The 13,654-nt window shown below is 57.7% G+C and carries 14 protein-coding genes; 3 read left to right on the forward strand and 11 right to left on the reverse strand.

Annotated elements, in window-relative coordinates; genetic code table 11:
• Nucleotides 1-60 precede the first annotated feature (60 nt).
• Together RYB66_RS05180 and RYB66_RS05185 are read right to left on the reverse strand one after the other, a co-directional pair.
• Nucleotides 61-576 (reverse strand): CinA family protein, encoded by a 516-nt coding sequence (locus RYB66_RS05180; RefSeq protein WP_005743449.1) that lies wholly within the window; start codon nucleotides 574-576, stop codon nucleotides 61-63.
• A gap of 68 nt (nucleotides 577-644) precedes the next feature.
• On the reverse strand, nucleotides 645-773 hold the full coding sequence (locus RYB66_RS05185) for a hypothetical protein (protein WP_255872123.1): 129 nt from the start codon (nucleotides 771-773) through the stop codon (nucleotides 645-647).
• A 273-nt stretch (nucleotides 774-1,046) separates the two neighbouring features.
• Here RYB66_RS05185 and mutS point away from each other — a divergent pair, with 273 nt between their 5' ends.
• Both mutS and fdxA read left to right on the forward strand, forming a co-directional pair.
• Nucleotides 1,047-3,614 carry a DNA mismatch repair protein MutS gene (mutS, locus tag RYB66_RS05190; protein ID WP_316894015.1) on the forward strand — a complete coding sequence of 856 codons (2,568 nt, stop codon included), beginning with the start codon at nucleotides 1,047-1,049 and terminating at the stop codon, nucleotides 3,612-3,614.
• Between the two features lie 259 nt (nucleotides 3,615-3,873).
• Nucleotides 3,874-4,197 (forward strand): ferredoxin FdxA, encoded by a 324-nt coding sequence (fdxA, locus tag RYB66_RS05195; protein ID WP_004657930.1) that lies wholly within the window; start codon nucleotides 3,874-3,876, stop codon nucleotides 4,195-4,197.
• A gap of 516 nt (nucleotides 4,198-4,713) precedes the next feature.
• Here the strand turns inward: fdxA and rpoS are convergent.
• The 8 genes from rpoS to RYB66_RS05235 all read right to left on the reverse strand — a co-directional run bounded on the left by rpoS (nucleotide 4,714) and on the right by RYB66_RS05235 (nucleotide 11,929).
• Nucleotides 4,714-5,721 (reverse strand): RNA polymerase sigma factor RpoS, encoded by a 1,008-nt coding sequence (gene rpoS, locus RYB66_RS05200; RefSeq protein WP_004657931.1) that lies wholly within the window; start codon nucleotides 5,719-5,721, stop codon nucleotides 4,714-4,716.
• Between the two features lie 103 nt (nucleotides 5,722-5,824).
• Complete coding sequence (locus RYB66_RS05205) at nucleotides 5,825-6,691, reverse strand: peptidoglycan DD-metalloendopeptidase family protein (protein WP_002554701.1); 867 nt, start codon at nucleotides 6,689-6,691, stop codon at nucleotides 5,825-5,827.
• 208 nt (nucleotides 6,692-6,899) lie between these two features.
• Nucleotides 6,900-7,535: a protein-L-isoaspartate(D-aspartate) O-methyltransferase gene (locus RYB66_RS05210; RefSeq protein ID WP_002554702.1), complete on the reverse strand. Its 636-nt coding sequence runs from the start codon at nucleotides 7,533-7,535 to the stop codon at nucleotides 6,900-6,902.
• A gap of 41 nt (nucleotides 7,536-7,576) precedes the next feature.
• On the reverse strand, nucleotides 7,577-8,326 hold the full coding sequence (gene surE / locus RYB66_RS05215) for a 5'/3'-nucleotidase SurE (protein ID WP_005743445.1): 750 nt from the start codon (nucleotides 8,324-8,326) through the stop codon (nucleotides 7,577-7,579).
• Nucleotides 8,314-9,372, reverse strand: coding sequence for a tRNA pseudouridine(13) synthase TruD (gene truD / locus RYB66_RS05220; RefSeq protein ID WP_010201444.1), 1,059 nt, complete (start codon nucleotides 9,370-9,372; stop codon nucleotides 8,314-8,316). Before truD ends, surE begins: the two co-directional genes overlap by 13 nt.
• The gene (ispF, locus tag RYB66_RS05225; protein WP_002554705.1) at nucleotides 9,369-9,842 is read right to left on the reverse strand and encodes a 2-C-methyl-D-erythritol 2,4-cyclodiphosphate synthase; all 474 of its coding nucleotides are present in this window, start codon (nucleotides 9,840-9,842) and stop codon (nucleotides 9,369-9,371) included. Before ispF ends, truD begins: the two co-directional genes overlap by 4 nt.
• Nucleotides 9,843-9,895: 53 nt before the next feature.
• Nucleotides 9,896-10,741 (reverse strand): S-formylglutathione hydrolase, encoded by an 846-nt coding sequence (fghA, locus tag RYB66_RS05230; RefSeq protein ID WP_005733317.1) that lies wholly within the window; start codon nucleotides 10,739-10,741, stop codon nucleotides 9,896-9,898.
• Nucleotides 10,742-10,816: 75 nt separating this feature from the next.
• Nucleotides 10,817-11,929 carry an S-(hydroxymethyl)glutathione dehydrogenase/class III alcohol dehydrogenase gene (locus RYB66_RS05235; protein ID WP_004666019.1) on the reverse strand — a complete coding sequence of 371 codons (1,113 nt, stop codon included), beginning with the start codon at nucleotides 11,927-11,929 and terminating at the stop codon, nucleotides 10,817-10,819.
• 110 nt (nucleotides 11,930-12,039) lie between these two features.
• Between RYB66_RS05235 and RYB66_RS05240 the strand changes: the two genes are divergently transcribed.
• The gene (locus RYB66_RS05240) at nucleotides 12,040-12,930 is read left to right on the forward strand and encodes a LysR family transcriptional regulator (protein WP_183132721.1); all 891 of its coding nucleotides are present in this window, start codon (nucleotides 12,040-12,042) and stop codon (nucleotides 12,928-12,930) included.
• Here the strand turns inward: RYB66_RS05240 and ispD are convergent, their stop codons facing one another.
• On the reverse strand, nucleotides 12,931-13,641 hold the full coding sequence (gene ispD, locus RYB66_RS05245; RefSeq protein ID WP_004657939.1) for a 2-C-methyl-D-erythritol 4-phosphate cytidylyltransferase: 711 nt from the start codon (nucleotides 13,639-13,641) through the stop codon (nucleotides 12,931-12,933).
• Nucleotides 13,642-13,654 lie beyond the last annotated feature (13 nt).

Consider the following 13,654-nt stretch of genomic DNA (forward strand, 5'->3'; position numbering starts at 1 on the left):
CTTGATGGCCACAACACCTGTATAAGTAGACAGTATTATTCCACAGCGATGAGCGCGCGCCTACCCCTGTTTTGGCATTTCTCCACGCGCAAGCTGTATAAGCCCTTGCAGCGCGGCTTCGACCGTCTGTCGACGGACCTGATCCCGGTCGCCATCGAACTGGCGACGCTGTGCGACAAGCGCGTCATCCTTGCCCCAACACAGCCATACGGTACCGACCGGTTTATCCGGCGAACCACCGCCAGGCCCTGCAACACCGCTGACTGCGACGGCGAATCGCGCGCCGCTTTCACGCTGCGCACCTCGCACCATGGCTTCGACAACAGGCTGGCTGACCGCCCCGGCCTCTACGAACAGTGCCTCGGGCACGCCCAATTGCCGAGTCTTCTGGGCATTTGAATAAGTCACATAACCCGCTTCGAACCACGCCGAGCTGCCGGCGATGCGTGTGATCGCTTCGGCGATTCCGCCTCCTGTGCAGGATTCGGCGGTGGTCACTTGAGCGTTCATTGCGCCGAGAAGCCTGCCAAGCGTATTGGCCAGCCCGGTTATCTCGTCCACGGTGTCCTCATTCATGCTGGAAGCCTGTAAAAGTGATTCCTGAGACAAGGCAGCCGCCTTGAAGCGGGTCTGCCATTGCCGGTTTATCGCGCATCTTTCCTGCGTTCCGGCTTTTTGACCGTTTCGACCGTCGTTTCTCTCGGCCTTTTTCTGGCTTCTTCCAGCGGGATGAAGCGACCGTTGACGGAATCCCTTGCTCGTTTGTTTTTCATATAAAAGTCCTTTTTTATAGCGTGCCGCCCGGTTATCGAGTAGCAGCGATGAAAGTCTATACGCCAAATCGAGGTTGATGGCTGTCAGGAAACGCCCGGTCACCAATAAGCGGAAGGTACGCTCTAACTGCACCGCATGATTGAGCGTGATAACCTTGCGACCATCGCACATACCCGGCAGACGCCCCTCGATTCAAGGAGGGACCACCCGTCATGCCTCAAGGTTGCCTCACTCCTCTCAAGAACTTGCCTAAGCCACTGATGAATAAAGCAATTTCCGACCTGTCCTCACATACTCCGATGATGCAGCAGTACTGGAAACTCAAAAACCAGCACCTGGATCAACTGATGTTTTATCGCATGGGCGATTTCTACGAGATCTTCTACGAAGATGCGAAGAAAGCCGCCAAGTTGCTGGACATCACCCTGACCGCGCGCGGTCAGTCGGCAGGCCAGAGCATCCCCATGTGCGGGATTCCTTATCACGCCGCCGAAGGCTATCTGGCCAAACTGGTTAAGCTGGGCGAATCGGTCGTGATCTGCGAGCAGATCGGCGACCCGGCCACCAGCAAGGGCCCGGTGGATCGTCAGGTGGTCCGCATCATTACGCCCGGAACCATCAGCGACGAGGCCTTGCTCGATGAGCGCAGGGATAACCTGATTGCCGCCGTACTGGGTGACGAACGCCTGTTCGGCCTCGCCGTGCTGGATATCACCAGCGGCAACTTCAGTGTGCTGGAGATCAAGGGCTGGGAGAACCTGCTGGCCGAGCTTGAACGCATCAACCCGGTCGAGCTGTTGATTCCGGACGACTGGCCGCAAGGTCTGCCTGCCGAAAAACGCCGTGGTGCGCGACGTCGTGCGCCGTGGGATTTCGAGCGCGACTCAGCCCATAAAAGTCTGTGTCAGCAGTTTTCAACCCAGGACCTGAAGGGTTTTGGTTGCGAAAACCTGACACTCGCCATCGGTGCTGCGGGCTGCCTGCTCAGCTACGCCAAGGAAACCCAGCGTACCGCCCTGCCCCACTTGCGCAGCCTGCGCCACGAACGCCTCGACGATGCGGTAATCCTCGACGCCGCCAGTCGGCGCAACCTTGAGCTGGACACCAACCTTTCCGGTGGCCGCGACAATACGCTGCAATCGGTCATGGACCGTTGCCAGACGGCGATGGGAACGCGGCTGCTGACCCGCTGGCTGAACCGGCCGTTGCGCGACCTGACGATTCTTCAGGCACGCCAGACGTCCATTACCTGCTTTCTGGAGCGCTACCGCTTCGAGAACCTGCAGCCGCAGCTCAAGGAAATCGGCGACATCGAGCGGATTCTGGCGCGTATCGGCCTGCGTAATGCGCGACCACGAGACCTTGCCCGTCTGCGCGATGCCCTGAGCGCTCTGCCCGAACTGCAACAGGCGATGACCGATCTTGAAGCGCCGCACCTGCAACAACTTGCGCAGACCGCCAGCACCTATCCGGAACTCGCTGATCTGCTGCAGCGCGCGATCATCGACAATCCGCCTGCCGTGATACGCGACGGCGGTGTTCTGAAGACTGGTTACGACGCTGAGCTGGATGATCTGCAATCGCTGAGTGAAAACGCCGGTCAGTTCCTGATCGATCTGGAAGCCCGCGAAAAGGCCCGTACCGGTCTTGCCAACCTGAAAGTCGGTTACAACCGCGTACACGGCTACTTCATCGAGCTGCCGAGCAAACAGGCCGAGCAGGCCCCGGCTGATTACATACGCCGCCAGACCCTCAAGGGGGCCGAGCGCTTTATCACGCCCGAGCTCAAGGAATTCGAAGACAAGGCGTTGTCGGCCAAAAGCCGCGCACTGGCACGTGAAAAGATGCTCTACGAAGCGCTGCTTGAAGACCTGATCGGCCATCTAGCGCCGCTGCAGGACACGGCAGCGGCGCTGGCCGAGCTGGACGTGCTGAGCAACCTTGCGGAGCGCGCGCTGAATCTGGACCTCAACTGCCCACGGTTCGTTGCCGAACCCTGCATGCGCATCGAGCAGGGCCGTCACCCGGTCGTAGAGCAGGTACTGAGTACCCCGTTTGTCGCCAACGACCTGGCGCTGGACGACAGCACGCGCATGCTGGTCATTACCGGCCCGAACATGGGCGGTAAATCGACCTATATGCGTCAGACGGCGCTGATTGTACTGCTGGCGCATATCGGCAGTTTCGTGCCCGCTGCCAGCTGCGAACTGTCGTTGGTCGACCGGATCTTCACCCGTATCGGCTCCAGCGACGACCTGGCCGGTGGACGCTCGACGTTCATGGTCGAAATGAGCGAAACGGCAAACATCCTGCACAATGCCACTGACAAAAGCCTAGTGCTGATGGACGAAGTCGGACGTGGCACCAGTACCTTCGACGGCCTTTCTCTGGCTTGGGCAGCGGCGGAATGTCTGGCGCAACTGCGTGCTTATACACTGTTCGCGACGCACTATTTCGAGCTGACAGTGCTGCCGGAAAGCGAACCGCTGGTGAGCAATGTGCACCTCAACGCCACTGAGCATAACGAGCGGATCGTTTTCCTGCACCGCGTACTGCCAGGGCCTGCGAGCCAGAGCTACGGTCTGGCCGTGGCGCAACTGGCCGGCGTGCCGGGCAAGGTCATCAGCCGCGCCAAGGAACACTTGCAGCGTCTGGAAACCACCAGCCTGCCGCACGAGCAGCCGCGCGCCAAACCCGGCAAGCCCGCAGTCCCGCAGCAGAGCGATATGTTCGCAAGTCTGCCGCACCCGGTGCTCGACGAGCTGTCGAAGGTCAAGGTCGACGATATGACCCCGCGGCAGGCGCTGGATTTGCTATACACATTGCAAACTCGCCTGTGACGCGAAGCGTTACATACTGTTAGAATCCCGCGCGGTTTGGGACGCTCTCGGCTTTTAGCCTGGTCGAGGCGTTTTTCGAGCCGCGTGAAAATGCAGCGAACCATCGGTAGGTGGCAGGGACAGGTAGCAGACGACGCAGTCTTACCGCTTCAAGGCCACCCACCAAAAGCACGTGTTTTCATAGGGCCGGGAAACCTCCCGAACCTGGCACCCCTGTCTGGAAGGGCTCTGCCGCAGCCGCCTGAGGAGAAAATTAGAAATGACCTTCGTCGTCACCGACAACTGCATCAAGTGCAAGTACACCGACTGCGTAGAAGTCTGTCCGGTGGACTGCTTTTACGAAGGCCCGAATTTCCTGGTGATCCACCCGGACGAGTGTATCGACTGCGCGCTCTGCGAGCCTGAGTGCCCTGCCGTGGCCATTTACTCGGAAGACGAGATTCCCGCTGGCATGGAAAACTTCATCGAGCTCAACGCTGAGCTTGCCGAAGTCTGGCCCAATATCACCGAAAAGAAAGACGCTATGCCGGATGCGGCAGAGTGGGATGGCAAACCCGGCAAGATCGCTGATCTGGAACGCTAGATTCCATACAGACAAAAGGCCCTCTAGAGGGCCTTTTTTGTTGGACAGTCCGGTTTTCTGCAGACAAAAAAAGGGGCGGTATGACCCGCCCACATTTTATCCCTGATCCCTGTATTCCCTGGTCATCATCCTGATGAATCGCATCCCGCGATGTCCTTGACCGTCGTCCTTGATGGCCTGTGCCTGTCCGTTGGCACAGCTTCGATATTAGAGATTTACCCCGGCAGAGCAACACCTCAAACGCTCCAGGATATTTCCATGGCAATCGCCTTCGAAAATATAATGTCCATTTAAAACAAGGTGTTAAATCCTAAAACGCAGCTGTTTGGCGACAAGCCTCACTCTTGTTACCTGAATGACTTACAGCAACCGTACGCAATGACTTACAGGCTTTGAAAGCTGAAAGGCCGAGCAGACGCATTGACCTACGACATTCAAATTACGAAAGACATATAAAAAGGCCGATATACACAGTCTGTGTTATATCGGCCCTGGATTGACGTTACGAAGAGAGGGTTACTGGAAGAGGGACTCGCTGGACAGCCCGTTCTTTTCAAGGATCTCACGCAGGCGCTTGAGCCCTTCAACCTGGATCTGCCTGACCCGCTCACGCGTCAGACCGATCTCAAGCCCTACATCTTCAAGTGTGCTGCTTTCATGCCCGCGCAAGCCAAAGCGGCGGATGACAACCTCGCGCTGCTTCTCGGTCAACTCAGACAACCATTGATCGATGCTCTGGGACAGGTCATCGTCCTGCAGTAACTCACAGGGGTCGGTTGGACGATCGTCGGTCAAGGTGTCGAGCAGGGTCTTGTCCGAATCAGGCCCCAGCGAGACGTCCACCGAAGAGACACGCTCGTTGAGGCCGAGCATGCGCTTGACTTCACCTACCGGTTTTTCCAGCAGATTGGCAATTTCTTCGGGAGAAGGTTCGTGATCCAGCTTCTGGGTGAGCTCTCGGGCCGCGCGTAGATAAACGTTCAGCTCCTTGACGACGTGAATCGGCAGCCGGATGGTCCGGGTCTGATTCATGATCGCGCGTTCGATGGTCTGACGAATCCACCAGGTGGCGTAGGTAGAAAAACGAAAGCCTCGTTCAGGGTCGAATTTTTCAACCGCCCGAATCAACCCCAGGTTGCCCTCCTCGATCAGGTCAAGCAATGACAGCCCACGATTGACATAGCGTCTGGCAATTTTCACTACCAGACGCAGATTGCTTTCAATCATGCGCTTGCGCCCGGCCGGGTCTCCACTTTGCGACAGACGCGCAAAATGAACTTCTTCTTCCGGGGACAGCAGAGGAGAAAAACCGATTTCATTGAGGTACAGCTGGGTAGCATCAAGCGCCCGCGTGTAGTCAATGTACTTGTGTTGTTTGAGCGATGTTGAATGCTTGACCTTGGTGCGTCCGGAGGCAGCGGGTGGCTGCTTCTCGTTTGACGCTTCCTTCAGGACAATGCCGGCTTCCATAAGGAGCACTTCATCATCGATGTCAAACTCCGGCGCTTCGTTGCCAAGAGCCATTGTTTTAGTCCTTTGGTGAGTTCGACCTCAAGCTCCAGTATCGCCTGATTCCATGGCAACACTTGAGCCTGTTCCTAATACGCCCGGAACAGGCTGGCAACTATCAACGACGTGGCAAAAATCCCAATGGATCTACAGGTTTCCCTTGGCGGCGAATCTCAAAATGCAGTTTCACCCGGTCAGTTCCTGTTGACCCCATCTCGGCAATCGTTTGCCCTGCCTTGACCTGTTGACCTTCCCGTACCAAAAGCCTGCGATTATGACCGTAGGCACTGACGTAGGTATCGCTGTGTTTGATGATGATCAATTCGCCGTAGCCCCGTAATCCACTTCCGGCGTAAACAACTGAACCATCAGACGCTGCCAAAACAGGCTGTCCCAAATCACCAGCGATATCAATTCCTTTATTCAAACTGCCGTTTGAGGAAAATTTTCCTATCAAAATGCCACTTGAAGGCCAGGTCCAACCCGTCGGAGACTTGCCCGCCGGGCCTGTGCCGGTGGTCGCAGAAGGAGGTATTACCACAGGTACAACCGCAACAGGCTTGGAAATAACCGTAGTTTTGACGGACCCGGAACTGCTGGTGCTGGTTGATGTAGAGGTCACCGGACGTCCTGCGCCAGAAGTCGACGCTACGTCCTGCGTTGAAGAGGAGCGCCCGTCAAAGCGAATTGTCTGACCTGGCTTGATGGTAAACGGCTCGGGGATCTGATTACGGGCAGCCAGCGCTTTCCAGTCCCAGCCGTAACGGAATGCAATAGAAAAAAGCGTGTCGCCGCGCCTGACCACGTATTGGCCGGTGGTTACCGTCGGGCGCTGGGCAACGGCATTACCGTTACGATCAACGACACGAACACCGCCTGAAGGCGTGCTGGAGCAGCCGACCAAAAGGACACTGAGAGCAATGCCAATCACCAGACGCTGATAACTTCTTGAAGACCTGAGCTGCTGAATGACTGTGAGACTCACCCGCCACTCCCTTTACTGGTGACTGAATTCAAAAAAGATGCCTATTGTGCCGTAATAGCGACGGGCAGCCAGTGATTAACCGTTGAAAAAACGTTGTTATGTATCAATCAGCTACATGGAATGATGCCATCAGGCCATTCAACATTCCGGGCCGCGCGCTGTAGACCAATGACTGAAGCCAGAATTCACTGTTTACCGCAGACAATCTTCACGCGATTGGCCCGTTGAGCAGTGGCACGAAGCGCACAGCCCCCAGTACGTGCCGGGAAAAACCGTTTTCTTCACGGATGATCAGCATCAATTGCTGAACCTCTCCCGAACCCACCGGTATGACCAGCCGACCTCCAGGTGCCAGTTGATCAAGCAGCGCCTGCGGTACGTCGGTTGCCACTGCCGTGACGATGATGCCGTTATAAGGTGCCAGAGCAGGCCAGCCTTCCCAGCCGTCGCCCCAGCGGAAAACCACATTACGCAGATTGAGCTCGACCAGACGCTCCTTGGCGCGGTCCTGAAGGACTTTGATACGCTCGACCGAAAATACACGCTCCACCAGCTGCGCCAGCACCGCGGTTTGGTAGCCCGACCCTGTACCGATCTCCATGACCTTGTCCAGCGGACCTGCTGCCAATAGCAGCTCGCTCATCCGCGCGACCATGTAAGGCTGGGAAATCGTCTGGTTGTGGCCGATGGGCAGCGCTGTGTCTTCATAAGCGCGATGCGCCAGCGCTTCATCGACAAACAGATGCCGGGGCGTCTTGCGAATGACGTCCAGCACCCGCTGGTTGGAAATACCCTCTTCGCAGAGGCGCTGGATCAGACGTTCACGGGTGCGCTGCGAGGTCATCCCGATCCCGCGACGCAATAGATCATCCTGCTCGCGCGACATCAACGAAGACCCTCCAGCCAGGTATTCAGGCTGCTGAATCCGTCCTGATAAGTTCGATCCAGCTGCAACGGCGTAATCGATACATAACCCTGTATGACCGCATGGAAGTCGGTGCCAGCACCGCCGTCCTCGACATCGCCGGCAGCGGCAATCCAGTAGCCGGCACGACCACGCGGGTCGACAACCTTTACCGGCGCCGCAGCACGGGCACGGTGCCCCAGTCGGGTCAGTTGAATGCCGCGGATATGCTCAAGCGGCAGGTTCGGAATATTCACGTTCAGTACCGTGCGGGGTGGCAGGTCGAGTTGCTCATGGGCCTCAACCAGCAAACGCGCATAATGCGCCGCCGTCGCCAGATTATCCGGCTGACGTGACAAAAACGAAAAGGCAAACGACGGACGCTGCAGAAAACGCCCTTCGAGCGCTGCAGCGACCGTTCCGGAATACAGTACATCGTCGCCCAGATTGGCACCCAGGTTGATACCTGAAACCACCATGTCCGGTTGATGCTCCAATAACCCATGAATCCCCAGATGCACGCAGTCGGTCGGCGTACCATTGAGACTGATGAAGCCGTTGGCCAGTGCATGTGGGTGCAAGGGCCGGTCGAGTGTCAGGGAACTGCTGGCACCGCTTTTGTCCTGATCAGGGGCGATCACCACGCACTCGGCATAGTCCGCCAGCGCCGCATGGAGCGCGACAAGACCGGGCGCGTTCACCCCGTCATCATTTGATATCAGAATACGCATGGGCTGTCCGTCTGCCCAACCGGCACCAGATCAATGAGTTCGCGCACTAAAACGGTGGCGAAGCATCCGGGCGGAAGGACGAATTCCAGTTGCAGAATGTCAGACTCGGGATAATGCCACGTCAGCCGCCCAATGGGCAGTCGCAGGATGCGTCGTTCGTGCTCCATGCCCGCTCTGACCAGCCAGTCACGCAACGCAGACTCATCATTGGCGATGGCATTTTCCAGTTCTGCCGTCGCGCCTCCGGCTGGCGAAGGGCCTTCACCCCACTGCGGCCCGGTAGGGTGCAGATCGAGAATCGCCAGCCGAGGATCGCTGCACTCATCAACACCCGCCGGAAAAAAGCTGCGGCTGTCGGTGAAAGCGAGCAAATCCCCTACCTGAGCCTTTTCCCAGCTGCCATCGGCAACGCGGGCTGCCAGAACCCGATTGAACAGGTAGCTGCGCGCCGTTGATAACAGTCGCGAACGCACCGCACGTTGCTCAGGCAGCGCTTTGCGGGCAGCGTAATCGCGTGCCTCGCCAAGATTTCCGCCCTGATAACCGAAACGCTGCGTACCAAAGTAGTTGGGGATGCCCTGCCGGGCAATTATTTCAAGGCGCTGGTTCAAAGCGTCCGTATCAGCGTCCAGTTGCGTCAGCCGCAGCGTAAAGCCATTCGCTGCGTGAGCACCGCGTTGTAGCTTGCGCTTGTGTCGAGTGCTTTTGAGAATCTGCAGCGTATCGTCCTGCGCGGCCGACAGATCAGGATCGGCCTTGCCCGGCAGTTGAATGCTGAACCACTGGCGGGTCAGTGCCTGGCGGTCCTTGAGACCGGCATAGCTGACCGTACGCAACTGCACCCCCGCGGCCCGGGCCAGCCGACGTGCCGCCTCTTCGGTATTCAGACCGCGTTTTTCGACCCACAGCCATAAATGCTCGCCATCGCCTGAAAGCGGAATGTCCAGCACCTCGTCGACCTGAAAGTCTTCGGCAGTCGCCTTGAGGGCTGCACGACCCAGTGCATCGCCGTAGGCCCTGGGGCCAAGCAGTTCAAGTTCATTCATGCGCGCAGCAACAACGCAACGGCATGCACCGCGATGCCTTCTTCACGTCCGGTAAAGCCGAGTTTTTCTGTCGTTGTCGCTTTCACGTTCACCTGGTCCAGCTCAACCTGTAGATCTTCAGCGATCAAGGCACGCATGGCATCGATATGCGGTGCCATTTTCGGTGCCTGGGCAACAATGGTGGCGTCGACATTACCCACTTTCCAGCCTTTGCCGTGGATCTGCTTGAGGACATGACGCAGCAGCACGCGGCTGTCGGCACCTTTGAACTGCGGATCGGTGTCAGGAAAGTGCTTGCCGATATCACCCAGTGCCGCGGCACCCAAAAGCGCATCGCTCAGGGCATGCAGCAGGACATCGCCATCGGAATGGGCCAGCAGGCCGAACCCGTGTGCAATCCGCACGCCGCCCAAGGTAATGAAGTCGCCTTCAGCGAAACGGTGCACATCATAGCCATGGCCAATACGCATAAAAAAACGCCCTGAAAAAAGTCAGGGCGTGATTCTACCTGCTTTGGCGCTCGTTAGCTGTTCAAGGCTTCAGCGTGATGCCTTAGATGGTCTTCGATGAAGCTGGCGATGAAGAAATAGCTGTGGTCATAACCTGGCTGCATCCGCAAGGTCAGCGGATAGTTCGCAGCCTTGGCGGCCTGAACCAGAACTTCAGGCTTGAGCTGATTGACCAGAAAGTCATCACGATCACCCTGATCCACCAGCGTCGGCAGTTTTTCCGACGCTTGCCCAATCAACACACTGGCGTCCCACTCGCGCCAACGCGAACGGTCTTCACCCAGATAACGGGAGAACGCCTTTTGCCCCCACGGGCAGTCAATCGGATTGCTGATCGGCGAGAACGCCGATACCGACCTGTAGCGACCGGGATTGCGCAGTGCGCAGACCAGCGCCCCATGCCCGCCCATCGAGTGCCCGCTGATACTGCGCGCCTCTGACGCCGGGAAGTGCTCTTCGATAAGGGCTGGCAGTTCCCTGACGACGTAATCATGCATCTGGTAATGCCGCGCATATGGCTGTTCGGTGGCATTGAGATAGAAGCCCGCCCCTTGACCGAAGTCCCAGGCACCCTCAGGGTCGTCTGCTACGTCGGCACCGCGCGGGCTGGTGTCGGGAGCCACGATAATAATGCCCAGCTCGGCAGCAAGCCGGTGAGCTGCGGCTTTCTGCATGAAGTTCTCGTCGGTGCAGGTCAGACCGGACAACCAGTACAGCACCGGGAGCTTGCTGCCCTGCTCTGCCTGGGGCGGCAGATAGACCGCAAACACCATGTCACAACCCAGTACTTGAGAGTGGTGTTTGTAACGCTTGTGCCAGCCGCCGAAGCTTTTCTGGCAGGAAATGTTTTCCAAAGGCATGTCGCTTCCTCCAGTTGCAAGCGGCAAGCTACAAGCATGTAACAAATCTTCGTGCTTGCCGCTTGCCGCTGCTCCTCAAAAATGAATGACGGTGCGGATGCTTTTGCCTTCATGCATCAGGTCGAACGCCTTGTTGATGTCTTCCAGGCCCATGGTATGGGTGATGAACGTGTCCAGGGGGATTTCACCGGTCTGCGCCATGTCGACATAGCTTGGCAGTTCGGTGCGGCCACGCACGCCACCAAATGCCGAACCGCGCCAAACGCGTCCTGTCACCAGCTGGAACGGACGGGTAGAGATTTCCTGACCGGCACCGGCCACGCCGATGATGACCGACTCGCCCCAGCCCTTGTGGCAGGATTCCAGTGCTGCACGCATCAGTTGCACATTACCGATGCACTCAAACGAGAAGTCGACGCCGCCATCGGTCATGTCAACAATGACTTCCTGGATCGGACGGTCGAAATCCTTCGGATTGACGCAATCAGTCGCGCCCAACTGTTTGGCGATCTCGAACTTGGCCGGGTTGATATCGATGGCGATGATTCGAGACGCTTTGGCTTTGACCGCGCCGATCAACGCTGAGAGGCCGATACCGCCCAGACCGAAGATCGCTACGGTATCGCCAGGCTTGACCTTGGCAGTGTTGAGCACCGCACCGATACCGGTGGTGACACCACAACCCAGCAGGCAGACTTTTTCCAGCGGTGCCTGTTTGTCGATTTTGGCCACCGAGATTTCCGGCAGTACGGTGTATTCGGAGAAGGTCGAAGTGCCCATGTAGTGGAAAATCGGCTCGCCCTTGTAGGAAAAACGCGTGGTGCCATCCGGCATCAGGCCTTTACCCTGCGTGGCACGAATCGCCTGACACAGGTTGGTCTTGCCCGAACGGCAGAATTTGCACTGGCGGCATTCCGGGGTGTACAGCGGAATAACGTGATCACCGACCGCGACAGAGGTGACACCTTCACCAATGGCTTCGACAATCGCACCGCCTTCATGACCGAGAATCGACGGAAAAATCCCCTCGGGATCGGCACCGGAAAGTGTGTAGGCATCGGTATGGCAGACGCCGGAGGCCACTACTCTGAGCAGCACTTCTCCCGCCTTGGGCATGGCGACATCGACTTCAACGATCTCCAATGGCTTTTTGGCTTCAAAAGCGACAGCAGCGCGCGACTTGATCATCAAACTTCTCCGACGGGTAAAAACAAGGTATGCAGTGTAGTACAGTGCCAATTGGCGAGTAATACAACTAAAAGCAAAACATTAATGCTGTACAGGGATAATCCATGCACATCAATCGCTGGGAAGGTCTGGACGAATTCGTTGCGGTCGCTGAATGCGGCCAGTTCACAGCGGCAGCGCAAAGGCTCGGGGTTTCCTCGTCACATATCAGCCGTCAGATCGTGCGCCTTGAAGAACGACTGCAAACCCGTTTGCTTTATCGCAGCACGCGCAAGGTCGCGCTGACCGAGGCTGGTCAAACTTTTTTGCATCACTGCCAACGTTTGCAGGACGGCCGCGAAGAAGCACTGCGCGCTGTAGGCGATCTGGCCAGCGAGCCGAAAGGGTTGCTGCGCATGACCTGCGCTGTGGCTTATGGCGAGCGCTTCATCACGCCCCTGGTGACACGCTTCATGGACCTGTATCCGCACTTGCGGGTCGACATCGAGCTGAGCAATGAAACGCTCGATCTGGTGCATGAAGGGATGGATCTGGCGATTCGCCTTGGCCGGCTACAGGATTCGCGCATGGTTGCAACTCGCCTCGCGCCACGGCAAATGTATCTGTGTGCTTCGCCTTCCTACATTGAACGCTATGGACGACCTCACAGCCTGTCGGAGCTGAATCGCCACAACTGTCTGGTCGGGGGCAGCGATACCTGGCAGCTTCAGCAGAATGGCCGCGAGTTCTCTCAGAGAGTGCAAGGCAACTGGCGCTGCAACAGCGGCCAGGCGGTGCTGGATGCCGCGTTGCATGGGGTCGGCCTGTGTCAGTTGCCGGACTATTACGTGCAGAAACACCTCAACGATGGAACGCTGGTTTCATTGTTGGAAGCCCATCAACCGCCCAATACTGCCGTCTGGGCGCTTTATCCTCAGCAAAGGCACCTGTCGCCCAAGGTGCGCAAGCTGGTGGACTATCTTAAAGAAGGCTTGGCGATGCGCGATGAGTACCGCCAGTAGTCAGCGACCGAACTCAGTGCGGCGTTGACGCAACCATTCAAGATCCTCGGGGCGAGTGACCTTGATGTTATCGGACCGCCCTTCGACCAGTCGCGGCGACTGCCCTGCCCACTCGATCGCCGATGCTTCATCGGTGATGCTCACATTCGACACCAGACTGTCCGCCAAGGCGCGATGCAGGGCCCCAAGACGAAACATCTGCGGCGTGAATGCTTGCCAGATCAGGCTCCGGTCCACGGTTTCAAGCACGCGACCACTGCTGTCGGCACGTTTGAGGGTATCCCGGGCCGGTACGGCCAGCAGGCCGCCAACCGGGTCGTCAGCCAGCTCGCCGAGCAGATTATCCAGATCACTACGCGCCAGATTAGGACGCGCAGCGTCATGCACAAGCACCCAGTCATTGTCGCTCGCGCCCTGAGCATGCAGGTGCAGAAGCGCATTGAGCACCGAGCCCGAACGCTCGCTGCCGCCATCCACTCGCTGAATGCGGGCATCTTTAGCGCAGGGCAATGCAGCCCAGTAAGGGTCGTCCACAGCCAGACTGATCACCAGGCCCTTGAGCCGAGGGTGATCGAGAAAGCAAAGCAGGCTGTGTTCAAGAATTGTCAGGCCGCCCAGTTGCAAATATTGCTTGGGACGGTCAGCTGCCATGCGAGCACCAATGCCCGCTGCAGGTATCACTGCCCAGAAGGCAGGAAGAAAGTCTTTCATGGCACCAACTTGA

It is taken from the genome of Pseudomonas syringae group sp. 243L2 (assembly GCF_032587875.1).
GTDB lineage: Bacteria > Pseudomonadota > Gammaproteobacteria > Pseudomonadales > Pseudomonadaceae > Aquipseudomonas > Aquipseudomonas amygdali.

Coding starts and splice junctions, on each gene's coding strand:
- RYB66_RS05180 (WP_005743449.1), bottom strand. CDS start 576: ATGAATGAGGACACCGTGGACGAGATAACCGGGCTGGCCAATACGCTT.
- RYB66_RS05185 (WP_255872123.1), bottom strand. CDS start 773: ATGAAAAACAAACGAGCAAGGGATTCCGTCAACGGTCGCTTCATCCCG.
- fdxA (WP_004657930.1), top strand. CDS start 3,874: ATGACCTTCGTCGTCACCGACAACTGCATCAAGTGCAAGTACACCGAC.
- rpoS (WP_004657931.1), bottom strand. CDS start 5,721: ATGGCTCTTGGCAACGAAGCGCCGGAGTTTGACATCGATGATGAAGTG.
- RYB66_RS05210 (WP_002554702.1), bottom strand. CDS start 7,535: ATGACCTCGCAGCGCACCCGTGAACGTCTGATCCAGCGCCTCTGCGAA.
- surE (WP_005743445.1), bottom strand. CDS start 8,326: ATGCGTATTCTGATATCAAATGATGACGGGGTGAACGCGCCCGGTCTT.
- truD (WP_010201444.1), bottom strand. CDS start 9,372: ATGAATGAACTTGAACTGCTTGGCCCCAGGGCCTACGGCGATGCACTG.
- ispF (WP_002554705.1), bottom strand. CDS start 9,842: ATGCGTATTGGCCATGGCTATGATGTGCACCGTTTCGCTGAAGGCGAC.
- fghA (WP_005733317.1), bottom strand. CDS start 10,741: ATGCCTTTGGAAAACATTTCCTGCCAGAAAAGCTTCGGCGGCTGGCAC.
- RYB66_RS05235 (WP_004666019.1), bottom strand. CDS start 11,929: ATGATCAAGTCGCGCGCTGCTGTCGCTTTTGAAGCCAAAAAGCCATTG.
- ispD (WP_004657939.1), bottom strand. CDS start 13,641: ATGAAAGACTTTCTTCCTGCCTTCTGGGCAGTGATACCTGCAGCGGGC.